Origin of the sequence: Comamonas sp. B21-038, from assembly GCF_022387135.1 — a bacterium.
GTDB lineage: Bacteria > Pseudomonadota > Gammaproteobacteria > Burkholderiales > Burkholderiaceae_C > Comamonas > Comamonas sediminis.
Map to the genome: position 1 here is coordinate 699,157 of NZ_CP092462.1, position 22,002 is coordinate 721,158.

Annotated in this window: 17 protein-coding genes and 1 pseudogene; 9 read left to right on the forward strand and 9 right to left on the reverse strand. The window is 64.6% G+C overall.

Features of this window, described 5'->3' with window-relative positions; all coding sequences use genetic code 11:
* Window positions 1–92: 92 nt before the first annotated feature.
* The 3 genes from MJ205_RS03180 to MJ205_RS03190 are packed head-to-tail and all read left to right on the forward strand — an operon-like array spanning window position 93 to window position 3,301.
* Window positions 93–632, forward strand: coding sequence for a VOC family protein (locus MJ205_RS03180; protein WP_239811154.1), 540 nt, complete (start codon window positions 93–95; stop codon window positions 630–632).
* A 30-nt stretch (window positions 633–662) separates the two neighbouring features.
* Window positions 663–1,940, forward strand: a complete 1,278-nt coding sequence (locus MJ205_RS03185) for a ribulose-bisphosphate carboxylase large subunit family protein (protein WP_239811155.1) — start codon at window positions 663–665, stop codon at window positions 1,938–1,940.
* A gap of 5 nt (window positions 1,941–1,945) precedes the next feature.
* Window positions 1,946–3,301 carry a four-carbon acid sugar kinase family protein gene (locus MJ205_RS03190; RefSeq protein ID WP_239811156.1) on the forward strand — a complete coding sequence of 452 codons (1,356 nt, stop codon included), beginning with the start codon at window positions 1,946–1,948 and terminating at the stop codon, window positions 3,299–3,301.
* Between the two features lie 113 nt (window positions 3,302–3,414).
* Here MJ205_RS03190 and MJ205_RS03195 read toward each other — a convergent pair whose 3' ends face one another.
* The 6 genes from MJ205_RS03195 to MJ205_RS03220 form a co-directional block, all read right to left on the reverse strand.
* Complete coding sequence (locus MJ205_RS03195; RefSeq protein WP_230771898.1) at window positions 3,415–5,718, reverse strand: NADP-dependent malic enzyme; 2,304 nt, start codon at window positions 5,716–5,718, stop codon at window positions 3,415–3,417.
* Between the two features lie 103 nt (window positions 5,719–5,821).
* Window positions 5,822–7,309 carry a nucleobase:cation symporter-2 family protein gene (locus MJ205_RS03200; RefSeq protein WP_239811157.1) on the reverse strand — a complete coding sequence of 496 codons (1,488 nt, stop codon included), beginning with the start codon at window positions 7,307–7,309 and terminating at the stop codon, window positions 5,822–5,824.
* Window positions 7,310–7,580: 271 nt separating this feature from the next.
* Entirely contained in the window at window positions 7,581–8,852 is a 1,272-nt protein-coding gene (locus MJ205_RS03205; RefSeq protein ID WP_239811158.1) for a M20/M25/M40 family metallo-hydrolase, read from the reverse strand.
* Window positions 8,849–10,624 (reverse strand): 2-oxo-4-hydroxy-4-carboxy-5-ureidoimidazoline decarboxylase, encoded by a 1,776-nt coding sequence (gene uraD, locus MJ205_RS03210; RefSeq protein ID WP_239811159.1) that lies wholly within the window; start codon window positions 10,622–10,624, stop codon window positions 8,849–8,851. Before uraD ends, MJ205_RS03205 begins: the two co-directional genes overlap by 4 nt.
* Before the next feature lie 57 nt (window positions 10,625–10,681).
* A complete protein-coding gene (puuE, locus tag MJ205_RS03215) occupies window positions 10,682–11,641 on the reverse strand; it encodes an allantoinase PuuE (protein ID WP_239811160.1) in 960 nt (319 codons plus the stop codon).
* Window positions 11,638–12,315 (reverse strand): GntR family transcriptional regulator, encoded by a 678-nt coding sequence (locus MJ205_RS03220; protein WP_239811161.1) that lies wholly within the window; start codon window positions 12,313–12,315, stop codon window positions 11,638–11,640. The genes puuE and MJ205_RS03220 overlap by 4 nt, the downstream gene beginning before the upstream one ends.
* Window positions 12,316–12,407: 92 nt before the next feature.
* Between MJ205_RS03220 and uraH the strand changes: the two genes are divergently transcribed.
* Together uraH and MJ205_RS03230 are read left to right on the forward strand one after the other, a co-directional pair.
* Window positions 12,408–12,758, forward strand: coding sequence for a hydroxyisourate hydrolase (uraH, locus tag MJ205_RS03225; protein ID WP_230771886.1), 351 nt, complete (start codon window positions 12,408–12,410; stop codon window positions 12,756–12,758).
* A 194-nt stretch (window positions 12,759–12,952) separates the two neighbouring features.
* Complete coding sequence (locus MJ205_RS03230; protein ID WP_230771885.1) at window positions 12,953–13,537, forward strand: BPSL1445 family SYLF domain-containing lipoprotein; 585 nt, start codon at window positions 12,953–12,955, stop codon at window positions 13,535–13,537.
* A gap of 84 nt (window positions 13,538–13,621) precedes the next feature.
* Here MJ205_RS03230 and MJ205_RS03235 read toward each other — a convergent pair whose 3' ends face one another.
* A complete protein-coding gene (locus tag MJ205_RS03235; protein WP_239811162.1) occupies window positions 13,622–14,200 on the reverse strand; it encodes a hypothetical protein in 579 nt (192 codons plus the stop codon).
* A 63-nt stretch (window positions 14,201–14,263) separates the two neighbouring features.
* Here MJ205_RS03235 and xdhC point away from each other — a divergent pair, with 63 nt between their 5' ends.
* The 3 genes and pseudogenes from xdhC to MJ205_RS03250 all read left to right on the forward strand — a co-directional run bounded on the left by xdhC (window position 14,264) and on the right by MJ205_RS03250 (window position 18,199).
* The gene (gene xdhC / locus MJ205_RS03240; RefSeq protein ID WP_239811163.1) at window positions 14,264–15,079 is read left to right on the forward strand and encodes a xanthine dehydrogenase accessory protein XdhC; all 816 of its coding nucleotides are present in this window, start codon (window positions 14,264–14,266) and stop codon (window positions 15,077–15,079) included.
* Between the two features lie 341 nt (window positions 15,080–15,420).
* A pseudogene (locus tag MJ205_RS03245) lies at window positions 15,421–16,635 on the forward strand (urate hydroxylase PuuD); the annotation flags it as partial.
* A gap of 175 nt (window positions 16,636–16,810) precedes the next feature.
* Window positions 16,811–18,199: a GntP family permease gene (locus MJ205_RS03250; RefSeq protein ID WP_239811164.1), complete on the forward strand. Its 1,389-nt coding sequence runs from the start codon at window positions 16,811–16,813 to the stop codon at window positions 18,197–18,199.
* Between the two features lie 78 nt (window positions 18,200–18,277).
* On the opposite strand, the gene MJ205_RS03255 is transcribed toward MJ205_RS03250, so the two are convergent.
* The gene (locus MJ205_RS03255; RefSeq protein WP_239811165.1) at window positions 18,278–18,487 is read right to left on the reverse strand and encodes a hypothetical protein; all 210 of its coding nucleotides are present in this window, start codon (window positions 18,485–18,487) and stop codon (window positions 18,278–18,280) included.
* A 173-nt stretch (window positions 18,488–18,660) separates the two neighbouring features.
* Window positions 18,661–20,214, reverse strand: coding sequence for a fumarate hydratase (locus MJ205_RS03260; RefSeq protein WP_239811166.1), 1,554 nt, complete (start codon window positions 20,212–20,214; stop codon window positions 18,661–18,663).
* Window positions 20,215–20,566: 352 nt separating this feature from the next.
* On the opposite strand from MJ205_RS03260, the gene fumC reads away from it, so the two are divergent.
* Window positions 20,567–21,958, forward strand: coding sequence for a class II fumarate hydratase (gene fumC / locus MJ205_RS03265; protein WP_239811167.1), 1,392 nt, complete (start codon window positions 20,567–20,569; stop codon window positions 21,956–21,958).
* Window positions 21,959–22,002: the final 44 nt, after the last annotated feature.

Genomic DNA, 22,002 nt, shown 5'->3' on the forward strand with positions numbered 1-22,002 from the left:
CCGGTCTGGGTCTGCATCGCGTGCGCGCCACGTGAGGCAGCGCCTATGCCACCAACGCAACAACCAACCCTACAACAAACGAAAGACAAGCTATGAGTCGCTTTTTAGGAGAAATCCGCCAGCTGGGCTATGTGGTCAACGATATCGAGGCCGCGATGAAGTACTGGAGTGAGACCTTGGGCGTGGGCCCCTGGTTCTACAACCCGAAGGTGCCGATCGAGAACTACCAGTACGCGGGTGAAAGCTACCAACCGCACAACTCGGTGGCGCTGGCCAACTCGGGCTTTGTGCAGGTGGAGCTGATCCAGGTGCGCAACGATGTGCCGTCGATGTACCGCGACTTTCTGCGCGCCGGCCGCACGGGCCTGCAGCATGTGGCGTACTGGACCACCGACTACGACGCCGATCTGCAGCGCTTGCTGGCGCAGGGCTTCAAGCCGCAGATGAGTGGCGAGGTGGGCAAGAACGGCCGCTTTATCTACTTTGACACTGAGTACCACCCGGGCACGGTGATCGAGCTGTCCGAGGTGATGGGCCCCAAGGGCAAGATGTTTGACCTGATCCGCGCGGCCTCCCAGGACTGGGATGGCCAGAACCCCGTGCGCCCATTCCCTGACCTCAACACCCTGTGAAGGCCGGCCCGCGCTGGGCCTGGACATGCGATGACATCTACCCATTTTGAAGCCAGCTACCTGATCGAGACCCCACTGGCGCCCGAGGCCGTAGCCGAGGTAATGGCCGGTGAGCAATCCTGCGGCACCTTTGCCCGCGTGGCGGGCGAGACCGATGACCTGCGGGCACGCGCGCGTGCCCAGGTGCTGCAGGTGCAGCCGCTGGGCACGGTGGACCGGCCCAGCCTGCCCAATGCCTGGCTGGCGCGCCAAGGCTATGGCGCGGGCGCCCACTGGCAGCGTGCCCGTGTGCGCATTGCCTTCCCCATTGCCAATGTGGGTGCCAACCTGCCCACCTTGGCGGCCACCGTCAGCGGCAATCTGTATGACCTGGGAGAGGTATCGGGCCTGCGGCTGGAGAGCTTGGACCTGCCACCGGACTACCGCGACCAGTTCGATCTGCCGACCCTGGGCGTGGCTGGCACGCGGCGCAGCATTGGGGCCAGCGCGGGCGCGATGGTGGGCACCATCATCAAGCCGAATGTGGGCCTGTCTGCCCAGCAAACGGCTGACCTGGTGCGGCAGCTCTGCGATGCGGGCGTGGACTTTATCAAGGACGATGAGGTATCGGCCAACCCCGCGCATGCACCGCTGCGGGAGCGTATTCCGGCGGTGATGCGCGTGGTCCGCGAGCACCGGGAGCGCACCGGCAAATGGGTGATGGTGGCCTTCAACATCAGCGATGAAACCAGCGCCATGCTGCGCCACGCCGATCTGGTGCAGCAGGAGGGCGGCAACTGCGTGATGGCCAGCATCAACTGGTGCGGGCTGTCTGGCATCCAGAGCCTGCGGCGCCACACCCCGCTAGCGCTGCATGCGCACCGCAATGGCTATGGCGCGCTGTCGCGCGACCCGATGCTGGGCATGGGCTACCAAGCCTACCAGACCCTGTGGCGCCTGGCCGGTGTGGACCATGTGCATGTGCATGGGCTGCAGGGCAAGTTTGCCCAGCCCGATGCCGAGGTGGTGGAGTCCGCGCAGGACTGCCAGCGGCACCTGTCTGCCGTGCAGGACGACCGGGTGCTGCCGGCCTTCTCATCGGGCCAGTGGGCGGGTACGGTGCCTGCCACCTGGGCGGCGTTGCAGAGCGATGACCTGCTGTTCATGGCGGGCGGCGGCATTCTGGCGCACCCCGATGGCCCGGCTGCTGGCGTGCTGAGCATTCGCCAGGCCTGGGCTGCCGTGCGCGCTGGCAGCAGCCTGGACGACTATGCCGGGCATGCGCCGGAGCTGGCGCGCGCGCTGCAGTTTTTTGGCAAGCGCGGATAGGCGCCATGCTGGACACCTTGCTGCGCGGCAAACCCGCCGTCGTCTGGTATGGCGATGACTTTACCGGTGCGACCGACACCCTGGCCACGGTGGCGCAGGCGGGCCTGCGTTCTCTGCTTTTTCTGGATGTGCCGACCGGGGCGCAGCGGGCCAAGGCCGGGCCCTTGCAGGCCATGGGCATCGCCGGTGCGGCCCGCAGTCTGAGCCCCAACGCAATGGCCGAGGTGCTGGCGCCGGTGGCGCAGTTCATGGCCGCCAGCGGCGCGCCGCTGCTGCACTACAAATGCTGCTCCACCTTTGACAGCGCCCCGTATGTGGGCAGCATTGGCGCGGCGGTGGCGACATTGCGCAAGGTGGCTCCCGCATCGCCAGCGGTCATCGTGGGCGGGCAGCCCAATATCGGGCGCTTTTGTGCCTTTGGCAACCTGTTTGCGCAGGCCGGGCCGGGCGGCGCGGTGCAGCGCCTTGACCGCCACCCCACGATGCGGCAGCACCCCGTCACCCCGATGGACGAGGCCGATCTGCGCCTGCACCTGGCCAAACAGGGGCTGGCCGATATTCGGTTGCTGAGCACGCGGCAGCTGGAGCTGGCGGGCAGCGATACCGAGGTGCTGCTGCGCTGGATGCAAGTACAAGAGGGAGAACGCCTCTTGCCAGATGCCTTGCTGATCGACCTGGTGCACGAAGCCCAGCTGCCGCAGATTGGCGCGCTGCTGTGGGCGCGTGCGCAGCAAGCGCCGTTGCTGGCCGTGGGGCCCAGCGGCGTGGAGCAGTGCTTGATAGCAGGCTGGCGCCAACTGGGATGGTTGGGCGATGTGCCAGCGGCTGAACCGCTGGCGCCCGCGCAGGGCCCGGTGCTGGTGCTGGTCGGCAGCTTGTCGCCGGTCTCCCGCCAGCAGATCGCGGCCAGCCAGCAGTTTGACAAGCGGGAGGTGGAGGTGGGCCGGCTGCTGGCCGAGGAGGGCTATCTGAGCAATTGCGCGGCTCAGCTGGCCCAGGGCCTGCACGAGGGGCGCCCTATGCTGGCGCACACCAGCCGGCCCAGCCAAGCGGTGGACGCGGCCACGACGGCAGCAGTGGCACAGCGCAGCGCGCAGCTGGTGGCAGAGACCTTGCGCCTGCTGGCCGCACAGGGCCAGCCCTTGCGGCGCCTGGGCATTGCAGGCGGCGATACCTCCAGCCTGGCAACGCAGGCGTTGGGGCTGTGGGGGCTGGCCTTCCACAGCACCTTGGCGCCTGGCGTGACCATGAGTGTGGCACGCAGCGATGATGCGCGCATCGATGGGCTGGAGCTGATGCTCAAAGGGGGGCAGATGGGCGATGCGCAGCTGTTTGACCGGCTGGTGACGGGGGCGTGCTGAAAGCCGCCGTGGCTGAGTGGCAGACGTAAAAAAGCCCCAGGCGCTGTGCCTGGGGCTATCTTTGGGCTATCCGTGCAAACCAAACCAAGGCGCGGCGGGTGCCGCGCCCGGGCTTACTTGCCTTCCTTGCGGGCCTGGGCCTGGGCGGCGACCAGGGCCGTCATGTTGACCACGCGGCGCACGGTGGACGAGGGGGTCAGCACATGGGCGGGTGCCTCGCTACCCAGCAGGATCGGGCCGATGGTGGTGCCGTGCGATGCCGTGGTCTTGAGCACATTGAACAGAATGTTCGCTGCGTCCAGGTTCGGGCAGATCAGCACATTGGCTTCACCGGTCAGGCTCGACTCGATGAGGGTGCGCTCGCGCACGTGTTCGTCCAGCGCGGCGTCGCCATGCATCTCGCCATCGCATTCGATGTCGGGATTGGCGGCGGCAAACAGGTCGCGGGCAGCGCGCATCTTGAGCGCCGACTTGCGGGTGGACGAGCCGTAGTTGCTGTGCGACAGGAAGGCCACCTTGGGTGGCAGACCAAAGCGCTGCACCTCTTGCGCGGCAAGCTTGGCAATCTGGGCCAGCTCTTCGGCGGTCGGGTCTTCGTTGATGTAGGTGTCGGCGATGAACAGCGTGCGGTTTTCCAGCATCAGCGCGTTCACGGTGGCCAGGCGGTTGGCATCGGTCTGGTGGCCCAGCACGTCTTCGATATGGCCCAGGTGCTTGTCGAAGCGGCCCATCACGCCACACAGCATCGCGTCGGCATCGCCCAGGTGCACCATCAGCGCGGCGATCACGGTGTTGGAGCGGCGCACGGCAGACTTGGCGACCTCGGGGGTCACGCCATTGCGGCCCATCAGGGCGTGGTAGGCCTCCCAGTACTGGCGGAAGCGGGGGTCATCTTCCGGATCGACGATGTCCACATCCTTGCCCAGTTGCAGGCGCAGACCGGCCTTGGCGATGCGGGCTTCGATGACGGCAGGGCGGCCGATCAGGATCGGCTTGGCCAGGCCGTCGTCCACGGCGACCTGCACGGCGCGCAGCACGCGCTCGTCTTCGCCTTCGGCGTAGGCCACGCGTTGCACATGGCTCTTGGCCGCAGCAAACACCGGGCGCATGAACATGCTGGTCTGGTAGACGAAGCGGGTGAGGTTCTCACGGTAGGCGTCGATGTCTTCGATCGGGCGTGCAGCCACGCCGGATTCTTGCGCAGCCTTGGCCACGGCGGGCGCAATGCGCAGAATCAGGCGGGTGTCGAACGGGGTGGGGATCAGGTAGTCGGGGCCGAACTTCAGCTCCTTACCCTGGTAGGCGGCAGCCACTTCGTCGCTGACGTCCTGCTTGGCCAGCGCGGCGATTTCGCGCACGCAGGCCAGCTTCATCGCCTCGGTGATCTTGCTGGCGCCGCAATCGAGCGCGCCACGGAAGATGTAGGGGAAGCACAGCACGTTGTTCACCTGGTTCGGGTAGTCCGAACGGCCGGTGGCGATGATGCAATCAGGGCGAACGGCCTTGGCCAGCTCGGGGCGGATTTCTGGCTCGGGGTTGGCCAGCGCCAGGATGATGGGCTTGTCGGCCATGGTCTTGACCATGTCGGCCGTCAGCACGCCAGGGGCGGAGCAACCCAGGAACACGTCAGCGCCGTTGACCACATCGGCCAGGGTACGGGCTTCGGTCTTTTGCGCGTAGCGCGCCTTGGAGGCATCGAGGTTGCCAGGGCGGCCTTCGTAGATCACGCCCTTGGAATCCACCATGAAGATGTTCTCGCGCTTGACGCCGAGGCCCACCATCACATCGACGCAGGCAATGGCTGCAGCGCCCGCGCCGGAGACGGCGATCTTCACGTTGCCGATTTGCTTGTCGACCAGTTCCAGGCCGTTGAGCAGCGCAGCGCTGGAGATGATGGCCGTGCCGTGCTGGTCGTCATGGAACACCGGAATGTTCATGCGCTTGGACAGCTCTTGCTCGATGTAGAAGCACTCGGGTGCCTTGATGTCTTCGAGGTTGATGCCGCCCAGCGTGGGCTCGAGGCTGGCGATGATGTCGATCAGCTTGTCTGGATCGCGCTCGGCCAGCTCGATGTCGAACACATCGACGCCGGCGAACTTCTTGAACAGGCAGCCCTTGCCTTCCATCACCGGCTTGCTGGCCAGCGGGCCGATATCGCCCAGGCCCAGCACGGCGGTGCCGTTGGTGATCACACCGACCAGGTTGCCGCGCGAGGTGTAGTCGGCTGCCAGGCTGGGATCGGCTTCGATGTCCAGGCAAGGGTAGGCCACGCCTGGCGAATAGGCCAGCGACAGGTCACGCTGGTTGGACAGCGGCTTGGTGGGGGTGACGGAGATCTTGCCCTTGCTGGGGCTGCGATGGTATTCGAGTGCGGCTTCGCGCAGTGCCTGTTCGGCGGCGGACAGTTGTTGTGCCATAAGAGTGAATCAATCCAGTGTGAACCCAGCTGATGATAAAGGCGCAGGCCCACCCCTATGGGGCAGTGGGCCTAAGTTTCGATGCTGCACCGCAGCAATCTTGTCAGTGGGCATCTGCTTGCTGCGCAGCCTTGATGATCTGGGCCTGGTCAAGTTTGGCGCCGTTGAAAAACAGGTTCAACGCCACCGCACAGATGGAGGCCAGCAGGATGCCCGATTCGATCAGCGGGTGGATGGCGTGGGGCATCCACTGGCGGAATTGCGGTGCAATCAGCGGAATCATGCCGACGCCGATGGACACTGCCACCACCATGGCGTTGTAGCGGTTATGGCGGAAGTCCACGTTCGACAGGATGCGGATGCCGGTGGCAGCGACCATGCCGAACATGACCAGCCCCGCACCGCCGAGCACCATCGTCGGCAGCGATTCGACCAGCGCGCCCAGCTTGGGAAGTACGCCCAGAATGATCAGGATGAAGCCGCCGGCCACGCAGACAAAGCGGCTCTGGATGCCGGTGACGGCGACCAGGCCCACGTTTTGCGAGAAGCTGGTGTAGGGGAAGGTGTTGAAGATGCCGCCCAGCAAGGTGCCCAGGCCATCGGTGCGCAGGCCCCGGGTCAGGTCGGCCGGGGTGACCTCCTTGTTGGTCATATCGCCCAGCGCCAGGAACATGCCGACCGATTCGATCATCACGACGATCATCACCAGGGTCATCGTCAGGATCAGGATGGGGTCGAACACCGGCATCGCAATCTCGAACGGCATCACAAAATCAAACCATTCGGCATGCGCCACTTTTTCATAGGTCATCAGGCCCATCGCCGAGGCGACGATGGCGCCAATGACAATGCCGGCCAGCACCGCGATATTGGCCATGAAGCCCTTGGCGAACTTGGTGATCAGCAGGATGGAGACCAGCACCAACGCAGAGATGCCCACGCCGCTCAGGTCCGCATAGCGGGGGTTGGGGACCGACGGCAGAATCGCCAGCCCATGGGGGATGGGGGGCAGCGCCGAGCCGGGCGCGCCAGCGGCCACCTGCGCACTCTGCAGCCATTTGACATGCTCGGGATTGGGCACCGAAGGCGCGGTGGGGCCGGCGGGGTTGCCAAAGATCCAGTTGATGCCCACGCGCATCAGGCTGATGCCGATGACGGTGATGATGGTGCCGGTGACGACCGGCGGGAAGAACCGCAGCATGCGGCTGACCAGCGGCGAGATCAGTATCGAGATGACCCCCGCCCCGATGACCGAGCCAAAGATCAGGCCTGCGCCATAGACGCCGCCATTGGTCTGCGCCATCGAGATCATCGGCGCCACGCTGGCAAAGGTCACGCCCATCATCACCGGCAGCTTGATGCCAAACCAGCGGGTCGCGCCCCAGGCCTGTATCAGGGTAACCAGACCGCAGACGAAGAGATCAGCGGAGATCAGCTTGGCTATCTGGTGGGAATCGAGGTTGAGCGCGCGGCCCACGATCAGCGGCACCGCCACGGCCCCCGCGTACATGACCAGTACATGCTGCAAGCCCAAGGTGGTGAGGCGCCCCAGGGGCAGCACCTGGTCAACGGGGTGTTTGTCAGATTGCATCTTTATCACTCCTCATGCGGGGGAATTTGACTGAATAAGCCAGTGTTATTGCTTAGGAATCCATACAAAAAGTGTATACACATGCACTGCAACAGCACCCCCCTGATTACCCTCAAGCAGCGCCGTTGCTGCGGCTTCAAACCCCGTGGCCGATGAGCGGCCCGCCCCCCCGCAAAGCTTGCAGACACAAGCAAAACTGCCCCCGGGCGCCGGGCCAGGGGGCAGTTGGTAAAAGGATGTTTTCGGCGGCGTGCTGGAGCGCCGCGTTGGATCAGGCCAACAGATCGACCAGCGAGCGGGCGATGACCTTGGTGGCGCGGCGCAGGTCTTCCAGGTCGAGGCGCTCGTCGGCGCGCTTGGCATGGCTTTCCAGCACGGTGCGGGGGCCTGCGCCGTAGATGACGCCGGGAATGCCGCGCTCGACATACAGGCGCACATCGGTGTATAGCGGCGTGCCGACGGCCGGAGGCTTCTCGCCAAACAGCGCTTCGCCATGGGTCTGGATGGCATCGACCAGCGGCTGGTTGCCGGCCAGCGGCGTCATTGCATTGGCCAGCAGCAGGCGCTTGATGTCGATGCGCACGGCGTCTTCGCCCTGGTAGCCGCGCTCGCTGTTAAAGCGCTCCACCGCGTTGGCAATCACCTGGCGGATATGGGCCTCGACCTCGACCGGGTTTTCCTCGGGGATCATGCGGCGGTCGATCTTGAGCAGCACCTTGCCGGGGATCACATTGGTGTTGGTGCCGCCTTCGATGCGGCCAATGTTCAGGTAGGGGTGCTTGATGCCTGCAACTTTAGAGCAGACCTTTTGGTAGGCGGTGTTTTCCGCATACAGGTCGTTCATGATTGCAACGGTGGCCTGCAGCGCATCCACACCGGTGTGGGGCACGGCGGCATGGGCCATCTTGCCGTGCACGGTGATCTCCATCTGCAGGCAGCCATTGTGGGCGACGACCACTTCATAGCTGAATCCAGCGGCGACCATCAGGTCGGGCTTGGTCAGGCCTTTTTCCAGCAGCCAGCCGGGCCCCAGCAGGCCGCCAAACTCTTCGTCATAGGTAAAGTGCAGCTCGACCGCGCCCTTGCTGGGCTTGGCCACGGCCTCCAGTGCGCGCAGCGCGTAGGTGAAGGTGGAGAAATCGCACTTGCTCACGGCGGCAGCCCGGCCGTAGAGCTTGCCGTCGACAATGCGGGCGCCATAGGGGTCATGGCTCCAGCCCTCGCCAGGCGGCACCACATCGCCATGGGCATTGAGTGCAATGGTGCGGCCCGAGCCGGCTGCGCCAAAGGGGCGGCGCACGATCAGGTTGGTGATCGAGGTCATGCCATAGGCTTCTACATCGGCCTGGGGTACCTCATGCTTTTCAGCGGTGTAGCCCATGGCCTGCAGCAGCTCGGCAGTGCGCTCGGCATGCGGCGTGTTGTCGCCCGGCGGCGTGTCCGTGGGGACTTGCACCAGCTTCTGGAAGAACTGCACCTGCTCGTCAAAGTGCTGGTCGATCCACTGGTCCAGGGCGGCGTAGGTGGCGTTGTTCGTGGTCATACGGTTTCGTTTTCTAGTTGTTGAAGGACGTGGCTGAAGCTGTCGATCGCCAGTTGCATGTCATCGGCGGTCGAGGATTCCAGCGGGTTGTGGCTGATACCACTGTTGATGCCGCGCACAAAGAGCATGGCCTGGGGCATGATCTCGTGCAGCTTCATCGCATCATGGCCGGCGCCGCTGGGCATGCGGAACAAGGGCACGCCCTGGGCGGCCACGGCCTTTTCCCAGCGCTGCTGCCAGGCCGGAGCGCTGGGGGCCGCTGCGGCCTGCATGGTTTGCTCGGCGCGGTAGCGCAGGCCACGCTTTTGCGCAATCGCCTCCAACTGGCCCATCACGTCGCGCACCAGCGCATCGCGCTGCGGATCGGTGGGGGCGCGCATGTCGATGCTGAACTTGCACAGGCCGGGTACGACGTTGATCGAGCCGCTGGGCACCTCCAGCATGCCGACGGTGGCGACCGAGTCGCCATCCTGCGCGGCGCGCTGCTCGGCGTACAGCATCAGCTCGGCCACGCCGCAGGCGGCATCGCGGCGGCGGTCCATCGGCGTGGTGCCGGCATGGCTGGCCATGCCCTGCATCTCGCAGACAAAGCGCGAGCTGCCATTGATCGAGGTGACGATGCCCAGCGGAATATCCAGCTCGGTCAGTACCGGGCCCTGCTCGATGTGCACCTCGATAAAGCCCAGGTACTGCGAGGCATCGCGCTGGATCTTGGGGATGTCGTCAATGCACAGGCCGGCGTGCTGCATGGCCTCGCGCATCGTGATGCCGGCGGCGTCCGCCTGGTCCAGCCACTGCGGGTTGAAGTGGCCGATCAGCGCGCCCGAGCCCAGGAAGGTGGCCTTGTAGCGCTGGCCTTCCTCCTCGGCAAAGGCCACCACCTCGATGCCGAAGGGCAGGCGTTTGCCGGCGCGGTGCAGCTCGCGCACACAGGCCATCGGCACAAAGATGCCCAGGCGCCCGTCGTACTTGCCACCGTTGCGCACGGTGTCGTAATGGCTGCCGGTCAGCAGGTACTTGCCGCCTTCTTGCGCAGGGCGGTAGCGGCCCACGACATTGCCGACCGCATCGATTTCGACCTCGTCAAAGCCGCTGTCGCGCATCCAGTGGCTGATGCGCTGGGCGCAGGCGCGGTGGGCATCGGTCAGGTAGGTGACGGTAAGCTGGCCTTTTTCGGCAAAGCCCTCGTCGCTGTGCTGGGCCAGGCGCTCTTGCCAGTCCCAGACGTCGTTGCCCAGCACCGGCTCGTAGCCGAACTTGTCGTTCAGGCGGATCTCGGCGATGCGGTGGATGTTGCGCAGCGCCTCCTCGCGCTCGAAATCGGGGTGGTGGTTCAGGCGCCGCGCAAAGGTGGCGATGATCTCCTGCTTGGGCAGGCCCAGGCCCCGGGGCCCGCGCACCGCCAGGATGAACGGAAAGCCAAAGCGCGCGTTGTAGTCCGCATTGAGCTGCTGGATCTGCGCAAACTCCTTGGGCGTGCACTGGGTGAGACCCGCGCGGTTTTGCTCCGAGGTGGACTCTGCCGTCAAGGTGTTGGCCACCATGGCCTTGCCCGCCAACTCGGGGTGGGCGCGGATCAGCGCGAGCTGCGCATCGACCGGGGCCTGCGCCAGTACGCGCACCATCGCGTGCTTGAGCTGGGCGAGCGAGGCAAAGGGCCGCTGGGCCAGCGCGGCCTGGGCAATCCAGGGCGAGTGCTCGTACAGCCCATCGAGCATGGCCAGTGCCGCATCGGGCGTGGCTTGGTTGAGTTGTTCCAGGGTCAGGGCCATGTGTTTCCTATCGAATGGATGGGTGCCGTTTGCGCACGCGCGCGGTGGTGTCGTCTTTCAGAGCGTGGGCGCGGGAAAGCGCTCGGCCCAGTGGCGGGCGATGTCGATGCGGCGGCAGACCCAGACGTTCTGGTGCTGCTGGATATGGTCCAGAAAGCGCTGCAGTGCGGTGATGCGGCCCGGGCGGCCCAGCAGGCGGCAGTGCATGCCGATGCTCATCATCTTGGGGCGGTTCTCACCGGCGGGATCGCCTTCGGCGTACAGCACATCGAAGCTGTCCTTGAGGTACTGGAAGAAGGGATCGGCATGCGAATAGCCCTGGGGCAGCGCAAAGCGCATATCGTTGCAGTCCAGCGTGTAGGGCAGGATCAGCTGGTGGGCGGCGCTGCCATCGCTCTTGCCGACCTTCATCCAGAACGGCAGGTCGTCGCCGTAGTAGTCGCTGTCATAGGCGAAGCCGCCAAAATCGGCGACCAGGCGGTGGGTGTTGGGGCTGTCGCGGCCGGTGTACCAGCCCAGGCCGTGGGTGCTGCGGCTGCCGTAGAGGCTGTGGAAGATGTCCATCGCCTGCTGCATGTGGGCGCGCTCCACGTCTTCGGGCGTGTTCTGGTAGTGCACCCATTTGAGGCCGTGGCAGGCCACCTCATGGCCCAGATCGGAAAACGCCTGGGCCAGTTCGCGGTGGCGTTGCAGTGCCGAGGCCACGCCAAACACCGTCAGCGGCAGACTGCGCTTCTCAAACTCGCGCAGCAGGCGCCATACGCCGGCGCGCGAGCCGTATTCATAGATGCCATCCATGCTCATGTGGCGGTCCGGGTACGAGGCCGGGTTGAACATTTCCGACAGGAACTGCTCGCTGCCCGGGTCACCGTGCAGCACATGGTTTTCGCCGCCTTCCTCGTAGTTCAGCACAAACTGCACGGCAATGCGCGCGCCCTGGGGCCACTGGGCGTGGGGCACATCGCGGCCGTAGCCGATGAGGTCGCGGGGGTAGGGGGTGGTAGCGTCGTAGGTCATAGCGTGATCGAGGACAGAGCCATGGATAAATCGTTGCTGGGAATCTCGCGTTCGAACTGCAGGCCTTGCTCGACATGCTCCAGGTGCGCGATCATCAGCCGCACAGCGCCTTCTGCATCCTTGCGGGCGAGGGCCTGCACGATCTCTTCGTGCTCCTCGTGCGAATGGGCGGCAGCGCTGGCCGACTGGTACATCAGGGTGATCAGCGCGCAGCGTGAGATCAGGTCGCCCAGCAGCTGGGCCAGCACATCGTTGCCCATCAGCTCGGCCATGCGCACATGGAAGTCGCCCAGCAGCTCGGTGCGCTCGGTGACATCGGCGCGGTGCACGGCGGCGGCCTCTTGCCGCACATGCTCACGCAAGACCTTGATCTGCTTGGGCGTGACGGTCTCGACAAAGCTGCGGGTCATCTGCGCTTCGAGCATCTTGCGCACGGCAAAGACCTGGCGCGCTTCGGTGACGGACGGGGTCGACACAAAGGCGCCGCGTGCCGGCTCCAGCGTGACCAGGTGGTTCTGCGAGAGCTGGAACAGCGCCTGGCGCACCAGGGTGCGCGACACGCCAAAGTGGTCCGCGAGTTTCTGCTCGGCCAGCTTGGTGCCCGGCAGCAACCGGTGCTCGACGATGGCACGGGTCAGGGATTGGGCAATGGTGGACGTTGAGGTGGTTTCCATGTCAGGATAGTAGGCCGAATGACAAAAAGTGTATACACTTTTAGTGCACATCACCAGTCCGATCTTACCCAGAATCATCAGGAGATTTACCTATGGGCCTGAGCACCCACGTTCTCGATACGATGCACGGCTGCCCCGCAGCGGGCATGGACATTGCACTGTATGCCACCGATGGCGGCGAGCTGCGCCTGATCCGGCGTGACACGCTGAACCACGACGGACGCACCCAGACCCCGTTGTTTGACAATGCATCGCTGCGCCCCGGCACCTACCGCCTGAGCTTTGAGGTGGCGGCCTACTTTGCCGCCAAGGGCGTGGAGCTGCCCAGCCCCAACTTTCTGAACCAGGTGAACCTGGACTTTGGCGTCGCCCATGCCGACCAGCATTACCACGTGCCGCTGCTGGTCAGCCCCTGGAGCTATTCGACCTACCGGGGGTCGTGAGGCGGGGCGCATGCACGCGGCCGCGTTTGACCTGTCTCAGGCACGCATCACCCAGCCTGTAGGCCGACGCCGCAAGTTGTATCTGCAGGCTTCCAGCGTCACGGGGTGTGGCTACCATTCTCTCCTAGGGGTACCGCCGAATAGACGGCGGTGCAGACCTGATTGCCATAACAGCAAATTTCAAAGGAGTAGGTATGCAACGTTTTTCCATGCGCACCCTGGGTGTTGCGGCGGCCGTGGTTGCCGGCGCTCTGTCGATGGCGGCCTGCACGGTCACCAAGCCTGAGACCAGCAATGCGCCGCGCGCAGACGAAACATCCGTCGATGCCCGCGCCAACGCTGCGCTGGAGCGCCTGTACCAGACCGCTCCTGGCTCCAAGGACCTGGTCGCGCGCTCCAAGGGCGTGCTGGTGTTCCCATCCGTCATTGGCGGCAGCTTTGTGATCGGTGTGGAGCATGGCCGTGGCGTGCTGCGCGTGGGTAACCGCAGCGACAGCTACTACAGCACCACCGGCGCGTCGATCGGCTGGCAGGCCGGTGGCCAGTCCAAGGCCGTCATCTATGTGTTCAACACGCCTGAAGCGCTGGCGAAGTTCCGCGACAGCAATGGCTGGTCGGTAGGTGCAGACGCCACCGTGGCCGCCGGCCGCATCGGCGCCAACGGCAGCATCGACACCACCTCGGCCCAGGCCCCTGTGACCAGCTTTGTGCTGAACAACGCAGGCCTGGAAGCGGGCGTGTCGCTGCAAGGCGCCAAGATCACCAAGATCAAGGAATAAAGCAGCGCCCACAGCGGCTGCTCAGCAGAAACCGGCCAGCTTTAACTGGCCGGTTTTTTTGCGCCTGCGCCTTGTGCGAGCGGCTTATTGCTGGCCTTCGCTCAAGGTGTGCAGCTGGAACTTGCCGGAGGCATCCCAGAGCCAGGTCTCGGTATAGGAGACCATGACCTCGCCATGGCGTAAATGCTGCGGGGCAGGGAAGGGGGCAGCGGCCTGCACCAGCGCCTCGATCTGTGGCGGCACCTCCTGGGCCTGCGCGGGCTCGCGCATCCAGTTCATGTCCTGGATATGGCCGTCTTCATCCAGCAGCAGCTCCAGCACGCCGATGGCGTAGAGCATGGGCGGCAGCATGCCGGGGTAGATGCGCTCGGCATAGCGGTCATACAGGTGCTGTGCGCAGCGCTTGCGGTAGGCCTCATCGGCAACCGGGTTGAGCACCGAGTCCTGGCCATCGGCTTGCGGGGACCAGGCGGGCATGCGCATGCCTGGCAATTCAGTGAGCACCGAGAGGTAGCTGTCCTGGTCGTCATCCTGCTCGGCGGGGCGGGCTGCGTTCGTATCCCGGCCCGCCGCTGCATTGGTCGGCGCTGGCGCCTTGCGCGGTATACGAAAAAGCGTATGCCAAAGTCGTGACAGCAGGGAGGGAGAGGGTCGATCACTCATGGTACAAATCCGTCTACAGCGGCCCTGCAGTATCGCAGGCCGCTTTTCATCATGGAACAAGGCATGCCCGTACTGCAGCAATTATTGGCTCGCCTGGCGACGCAGGATGCCTGTCTGGTTCAGGTGGAGTCTACACAGGGATCGGCGCCGCGCGATACCGGGGCCTGGATGGCCGTGTTTGCCCAGGACCAGCTCGGTACGATTGGCGGCGGCCACCTGGAGTGGCAGGCTGCCAGCAAGGCGCGCGATCTGCTGGCCCGTGGCGGCGCGCCGTTGAGTGAGCGTTTTGCGCTCGGCCCGCGCCTCGGCCAGTGCTGCGGCGGCGTGGTGCAGCTGCGTTTTGAGCGGATTGCCCAGGCCGACAGCGCACGGCTGGCGCAGTCCCTGGCCCCGGTGTGCAGCCCGGTAGCGGTGTTTGGTGCCGGTCATGTGGGCGCAGCCCTGGTGCAGCTGCTGGGCACGCTGCCGCTGCACATCACCTGGGTCGACAGCCGCGAGCAGCTGTTTCCGCCCGGGCTGCCGGCCCAGGTGCAGACCGAGTATTCCGACCCGATCGAGATGGCGGTGGCAGACCTGCCGCCGGGCAGCAGTGTGTTCATCCTCACCCACGACCACCAGCAGGACCTGCAGATCACCCAGGCCTGCCTGCAGCGCCAGCGCCAGCACGGCGATCTGGACCTGATCGGCTTGATTGGCAGCGCCACCAAGCGTGCCAGTTTTGCGCACCGGCTGGCCGAGCGGGGTTTTGCCGATGCGGAGTTTGCCCGCATCACCTGCCCGATCGGGCTGCCGGGCATCCATGGCAAGGAGCCCGAGGTGATTGCGATTGCGGTGGCCGCGCAGCTGCTGCAGCACCTGCAACGCGCGCAGCATGCCTGATGCGTTTTTCACAGCGGGCAGGCACGGCGCAGGCGGTGCGGAGGCGGCCTGCAGCGGTTTTGCTGCGTTGCATCAGGGTTTTATCTAGGGGCTGTGCAGCTTTTTGCCGACCTTTGGGCGGCAGAAATTGCATACACTTTAAGTCTACAAAAGGTCGCAGCGGTGCCCCGGTCATGTCGATGATGGCTGTGGATTGCGGCCTGTCTGCTGCTCAGATCGCCCGCCGTGGTGAGCAGGTTCAACAAGTGGCCGGTGCTTCCACACTGGCGGCTTGAGGAGGAGAGCGGGGCATCACCCCTCCCTCGCACTGGCAGCCCCCTACGCTGCCAAGGATGAGAGCAATGGAAGGCTATATCCTCGATTGGGCGAACCTGTTGTTGCGCTGGCTGCATGTGATCACGGCCATTGCCTGGGTGGGTTCCTCGTTCTATTTTGTGTTTCTCGACAGCAGTCTGACCCCGCCGGAGGACGAAGACCTGAAAAAGCAGGGCGTCAGCGGCGAGCTGTGGGCCGTGCATGGCGGCGGCTTCTACCACCCGGTCAAGTTCAATGTCTCGCCGCCCAAGCTGCCGGACCACCTGCATTGGTTCTACTGGGAGAGCTACACCACCTGGCTGTCGGGCTTTGCGCTGCTGACGGTGTCCTACCTGTGGAACGCCAATATCTACCTGGTCAACCCGGCCGATCCCAACGCGATGAGCGCCCCGCTGGCGGTGTTCACGGCGCTGAGCTTTCTGGCGGTGTTCTGGCTGCTGTACGACGGCATCTGCCGCGTGTTCGGCTTCAAAAAGCATGGCGATGCGATCGTGGGCGCGATGGTGCTGGTGCTGGTCTGCATCGCCGCCTACCTGGCCTGCCATATCTTCCCCGGCCAGGCGGCCTTCTTGCTGATGGGGGCGATGCTGGCCACGTCGATGAGCGCCAACGTGTTCTTCTGGATCATTCCTGGCCAGCGCACCGTGGTGCGGGCCTTGAAGAATGGTGACCCGGTGGACCCCGTCTACGGCAAGCGCGGCAAGCAGCGCAGCGTGCACAACACCTATTTCACGTTGCCGGTGCTGTTTGCGATGCTGTCCAACCACTACGGCTGGCTCTACAACCAGAAGTACAACTGGCTGGTGCTCATCGGCATGATGTTTGCCGGCGCGGCCATTCGCCAGTTCTTTGTGCTGCGCCATGGCCACAAGCTGGGCCGCAACAAGCACCCCTGGCCTTATGCGCTGATCGGTGTGCTGGTGATTCTGGGCGTGATTGCCTGGCTGCGCCCCGGCCCCCAGCCTGCGGTGGCGGCAACACCTGCCCCTGCCAGCCAGCCCGCTGCCGGCGCCGTACCGTACGGCGAAGTAGCCAAGGTGTTTGCCCAGCATTGCGTGCTGTGCCACAGCGCCACCGGCCTGGCGCAAAAGAATGTGAAGCTCGACAGCCCGCAAGAGGTGGCCCAGCACACGCAGCAGATCTACCAGCAGGTCGTCGTGCTGCGCAAGATGCCCTTTGGCAACCCCGAGGGGCTGAGCGCCGACGAGCGCGATCTGGTCAAGCGCTGGTTCGAGTCCGGGCATCGACGGCGCCTTGATGGCCAGCGCCGGCGGGCTGGGCTGGCGCCCGGCCCGGAGAAATCCGACTACAGCCTGGGGTGGCTGATCGGCGTAGGATGGGAAGGTTGGGGCATGCCCAAGCCCCTGCTTGCGGTGGGCGGCTGGGGATGCGTGTCACAAATCCACATCTTCTCGCATGTCAAATTTCGATATCCAATTGCTGCTGACCGCCTTGGTGAGTGTGCTGGTGCTGGTGGCGCTGATTGTTTCGCGCATCCGCATGCACCCGTTGCTGGCCCTGCTGATCGTCTGTATCGGCGTGGGTTTTGCCACCGGCATGGCGCCCGGCGACATTGCCAAGAACATCACCAACGGCGCAGGCAAGACCCTGGGTGCCGTCGGCGTGGTGATAGCGCTGGGTGCGATGCTCGGCAAGATCCTGGCCGATTCGGGCACCACCGAGCGCCTGGCCAGCGCCATTCTGCGCCATACCTCGGACCGCATGATTCCCTGGGCGATGACCCTGGTGGCGTTCATCATCGGGATTCCGATGTTCTTCGAGGTGGGTCTGGTGGTGATGCTGCCGCTGATCTTCAGCGTCGCGCGCAAGCTCGAAAGCCGCGAGAACTTCAAGGGCTCGGCCTATGTCTATGTCGGCGTGCCGGTGATTGCGGCGCTTGCGGCGATGCATGGCATGGTGCCGCCCCATCCGGGCCCGCTGACCGCCATTGCGACCTTGAAGACCACCGTCGGCCCGACAATGCTCTACGGCTTCCTGGCTGCGTTGCCCGCGATGGTGCTGGGCGGTCCGTTGTACGGCGCTTTCATCACCCCGCGCATGACGACCCGGCCCGAACAGGCGCTGCTGGACCAACTTACCGAGACCAAGACCGACAGCGGCAAGAACCAGCCCGGCATTGCCATGGGCGTGCTGTCGGCCTTGCTGCCCGCGCTGCTGATGCTGGCCCATGCGCTGGCCGAGATGGCCTTGCCCAAGGGTTCGGCGCTGCTGCAGGTCGCCAGCTTCCTGGGCAACCCGCTGATTGCGATGCTGCTGGGTGTGCTGTTTGCGGCCTTCACGATGGTCTACCTGCGTGGCGGCGATGCCGAAAAGCTGCGTGACACCCTGGGTGCCAGCCTCAAGCCGATTGCCGGCATCATCATGATCATTGCCGGCGGTGGCGCTTTCCAGCAGGTGCTGACCAGCGCCAAGGTGGGCGATGCCATCGTGCACCTGACGCACCAGTTTGCGTTCCCGCCGCTGGTGCTGGGCTGGCTCATTGCGATGCTGCTGTCGGTGTCGACCGGTTCGGCCACCGTGGGCATTGTGGGCGCAGCCGGCTTGCTGGCCCCGCTCGCCGCTGCCGACCCCAGCCTGAACCTGCCTTTGCTGGCGCTGTCGATTGGTTGCGGCTCGCTGTTCTTCAACTATGCCAACCATGCCGGCTTCTGGATGGTCAAGGAGTCCTTTGGCATGACGATGGGCGAGGCGACCCGCACCATTACCGTGGTGCAGTCCATCGTCTCGTTCGTGGGTCTGTTGATGGTGCTGCTGTTCAACACCTTGCCGGCGCTGGGCGGATAGCAGCGCTCCAGAAATGCAAATGGGCCGCAGCAGCAATGCTGGCGGCCCGTTTTTTTTGCCGTTGAAGGCGCGCCGTGCTCAGTCGGCAGACTTGGCTTGGTCGGCTGCTGCGTCGCCTGCGTCAGCGCTGTTGTCTGCATCTGGCTGCGAGGGCGCGCCGTCTTCGGTGTGGTCGGGGGTGTCGGACGCAGAGTGTCCGCTGGCCTTGCGCTGGGCTTTTTCTTCCTTTTTCTTCTTCTTTTCCAGCTCGCGCTGGCGCTTCTCGTACTGGTAATTCGGCTTGGCCATGTTTTTGTTCCTTAGCGGTGTTCAGCCTCCACGATACAGCATGCGCCGTACCTGGGGGCCAAGCATAGTCATGTTTGAGGGCTGGGAAGGGTAAAGCTGGCCTCCAGCGCAGCAAAAAACCGCCCGGAGGCGGTTTCGTGGGTCGCTCGCCCCGGGGCAGGGCGGGGAGCAAATCAGGCGCCTGCGACTTCAATGCCCTTGAATTGGCCGGTGGCGATCTTTTCCTTCCAGATCGCGGGGCCGGTGATGTGGGCGCTGGTGCCGCCGGCATCCACGGCCACGGTCACGGGCATGTCGACCACATCGAATTCATAGATGGCTTCCATGCCCAGATCGGCAAAACCGACCACCTTGGCATGCTTGATGGCCTTGGAGACCAGATACGCGGCGCCGCCCACGGCCATCAGGTAGGCCGATTTGTGGTTCTTGATGGCTTCGATGGCGACCGGGCCGCGCTCGGACTTGCCGATCATCGCGATCAGGCCGGTCTGCGACAGCATCATGTCGGTGAACTTGTCCATGCGGGTGGCGGTGGTCGGGCCGGCAGGGCCTACGACTTCGTCACGCACCGGGTCCACCGGGCCCACGTAGTAGATCACGCGGTTGGTGAAGTCGACGGGCAGGGGCTCGCCCTTGGCCAGCATGTCCTGGATGCGCTTGTGCGCAGCATCGCGGCCGGTCAGCATCTTGCCGTTGAGCAATATCGTGTCGCCGGGCTTCCAGCTGGCCACTTCTTCCTTGGTCAGGGTGTTCAGGTCCACGCGCTTGGACTTGTTGTAGTCGGGAGCCCAGTCGATCTTGGGCCAGGTGTCCAGCGATGGCGGGTCCAGGTACACGGGGCCGGAGCCGTCCATCACGAAATGGGCGTGGCGGGTGGCGGCGCAGTTGGGGATCATCGCCACAGGCTTGGAGGCCGCGTGCGTGGGGTACATGTTGATCTTCACGTCCAGCACGGTGGTCAAGCCACCCAGGCCCTGGGCGCCGATGCCCAGCGCATTGACCTTCTCGAACAGCTCCAGGCGCAGCTTTTCCACCTCATCGAGCTCGGCACCGCTGGCAGCCTTTTGCTGCAGCTCGTACATGTCGAGGTCCTCCATCAGGCTTTCCTTGGCCAGCAGCACGGCTTTTTCAGCGGTGCCGCCAATGCCGATGCCCAGCATGCCCGGTGGGCACCAGCCCGCCCCCATGGTCGGCACGGTCTTGAGCACCCAGTCGACGATGTTGTCGCTGGGGTTCATCATGATCATCTTGGACTTGTTCTCCGAGCCGCCGCCCTTGGCCGCCACGGTCACATCCAGCTTGTCGCCCGGCACGATCTGCACATTGATGACGGCAGGCGTGTTGTCCTTGGTGTTCTTGCGGGCGAACTGAGGGTCGGCCACCACCGAGGCACGCAAGGTGTTGTCGGGGTGGTTGTAGCCACGGCGCACGCCTTCGTTGATGGCGTCTTCCAGGCCCATCGTGAAGTCTTCCCACTTCACATCCATGCCCACCTTCAGGAACACGTTGACGATGCCGGTGTCCTGGCAGATGGGACGCTGGCCGGTCGCGCTCATCTTGGAGTTGGTCAGGATCTGGGCCATCGCATCCTTGGCCGCCGGGCTTTGCTCGCGCTCGTAGGCCCGTGCCAGGTGCTGGATGAAATCCGGTGTGTGGTAGTAGCTGATGTACTGCAGGGCGCCCGCGATCGAGTCGATCAGGTCCTGCTGACGGATGGAGGTGGTCATCGTGCTTGTGGGGTGGGTTTTGGATTGCGCAAGGCTATGGTGCCGTTGGCGCTCGGTATCACGGCAGCGATTATCGGCCTTTCGCCAGGCCGGTGGTGGCAAATGCCTGATAAGTCTTCTAGAAGACTCAGGTGTCGCTCAGGTGTCGGTCTGCGCTATGAGCATGCGCGCAGCATGGCTGCTCGGCGCAGATGAGAACGGCTGTCATTGACTGCGTTAGGATGCGGTGCCGCGCCCGCTTTGCCGCAAGGCGGGCGGCGCCCTATTGACGAATCCTGCGGCCCACCAGCCAAACGCTTACCAGCCAGACGAGCCGCGTTGCAATTGTTGAGATACAAGGAGTGATCCAGACATGACAGCTACCCGCCAGGAAAAAGACACCTTCGGCCTGATCGATGTGCCCGCCGACAAACTCTGGGGTGCCCAGACGCAGCGCTCGCTGCAGAACTTCGACATCAGTGGCGAGAAGCAGCCCGGCGAGATCATCCATGCGCTGGCGCAGGTGAAAAAGGCCAGTGCCACCGTCAACAACGCGCTGGGCCTGCTCGACGAGAAGAAGGCCAAGGCCATCAATGCGGCCGCCGACGAGGTGATTGCCGGCCAGCACCCCGATGAGTTCCCGCTGGTGGTCTGGCAGACCGGCTCGGGCACGCAGACCAACATGAACGTCAATGAAGTGCTGGCCAACCGCGCTAGCGAGCTGCTGGGCGGCGAGCGCGGCGAGTCGCGCCTGGTGCATCCCAATGACGACGTGAACAAAAGCCAGTCCAGCAACGACGTCTACCCCACCGCCATGCATGTGGCGGCGGTCACCGCCATCGAGCGCAAGCTGCTGCCCGCGCTGGAAAAGCTGCGCCGCACCTTGCAGACCAAGAGCGAGGCCTTCAACGACATCGTCAAGATCGGCCGCACCCACCTGCAGGATGCCACGCCGCTGACGCTGGGCCAGGAGATCTCCGGCTGGGTGGCCCAGCTGGAGCATGGCGCCAAGCACCTCAAGTCGGCACTGCCCCATCTGTATGAGCTGGCGCTGGGCGGCACCGCCGTGGGCACGGGCCTGAACGCGCCCAAGGGCTACGCCGAAGGTGTGGCGCAAGAGCTGGCCAAGCTGACCGGCTACCCCTTTGTGACCTCGCCCAACAAGTTCGAATCGCTGGGCTCCTGCGATGCGCTGGTGTTCGGTCATGGCGCCCTCAAGACCCTGGCCGCCAGCCTGATGAAGATCGCCAACGATGTGCGCTGGCTGGCGTCGGGCCCGCGCAGCGGTCTGGGCGAGATCTCCATCCCTGAGAACGAGCCGGGCTCGTCGATCATGCCGGGCAAGGTCAACCCCACGCAGTGCGAAGCGATGACCATGCTTTGCGCCCAGGTGTTCGGCAATGATGCTGCGATCAACGTGGGTGGCGCCTCCGGCAACTTCGAGCTGAATGTGTTCCGCCCGATGGTGGCGCACAACTTCCTGCAGAGCGTGCGCCTGCTGGCCGATGGCATGGTGAGCTTCAACGACCTCTGCGCCGTGGGCATCGAGCCCAACCGCGAGCGCATCACCGAGCTGGTGAGCCGCTCGCTGATGCTGGTGACCGCCCTGAACACCCATATCGGCTACGACAAGGCGGCCTATATCGCCAAGAAGGCGCACAAGGAAGGCAGCAGCCTGCGCGATGCCGCTGTGGCCAGCGGCCATGTGACCGCCGAGCAGTTTGACCAGTGGGTGGTGCCCGAGCACATGGTGGGCAATCTGTAAGCGCCAACCCGACGCTTGCCTGTTGCAGAGCCCGCAGTGATGCG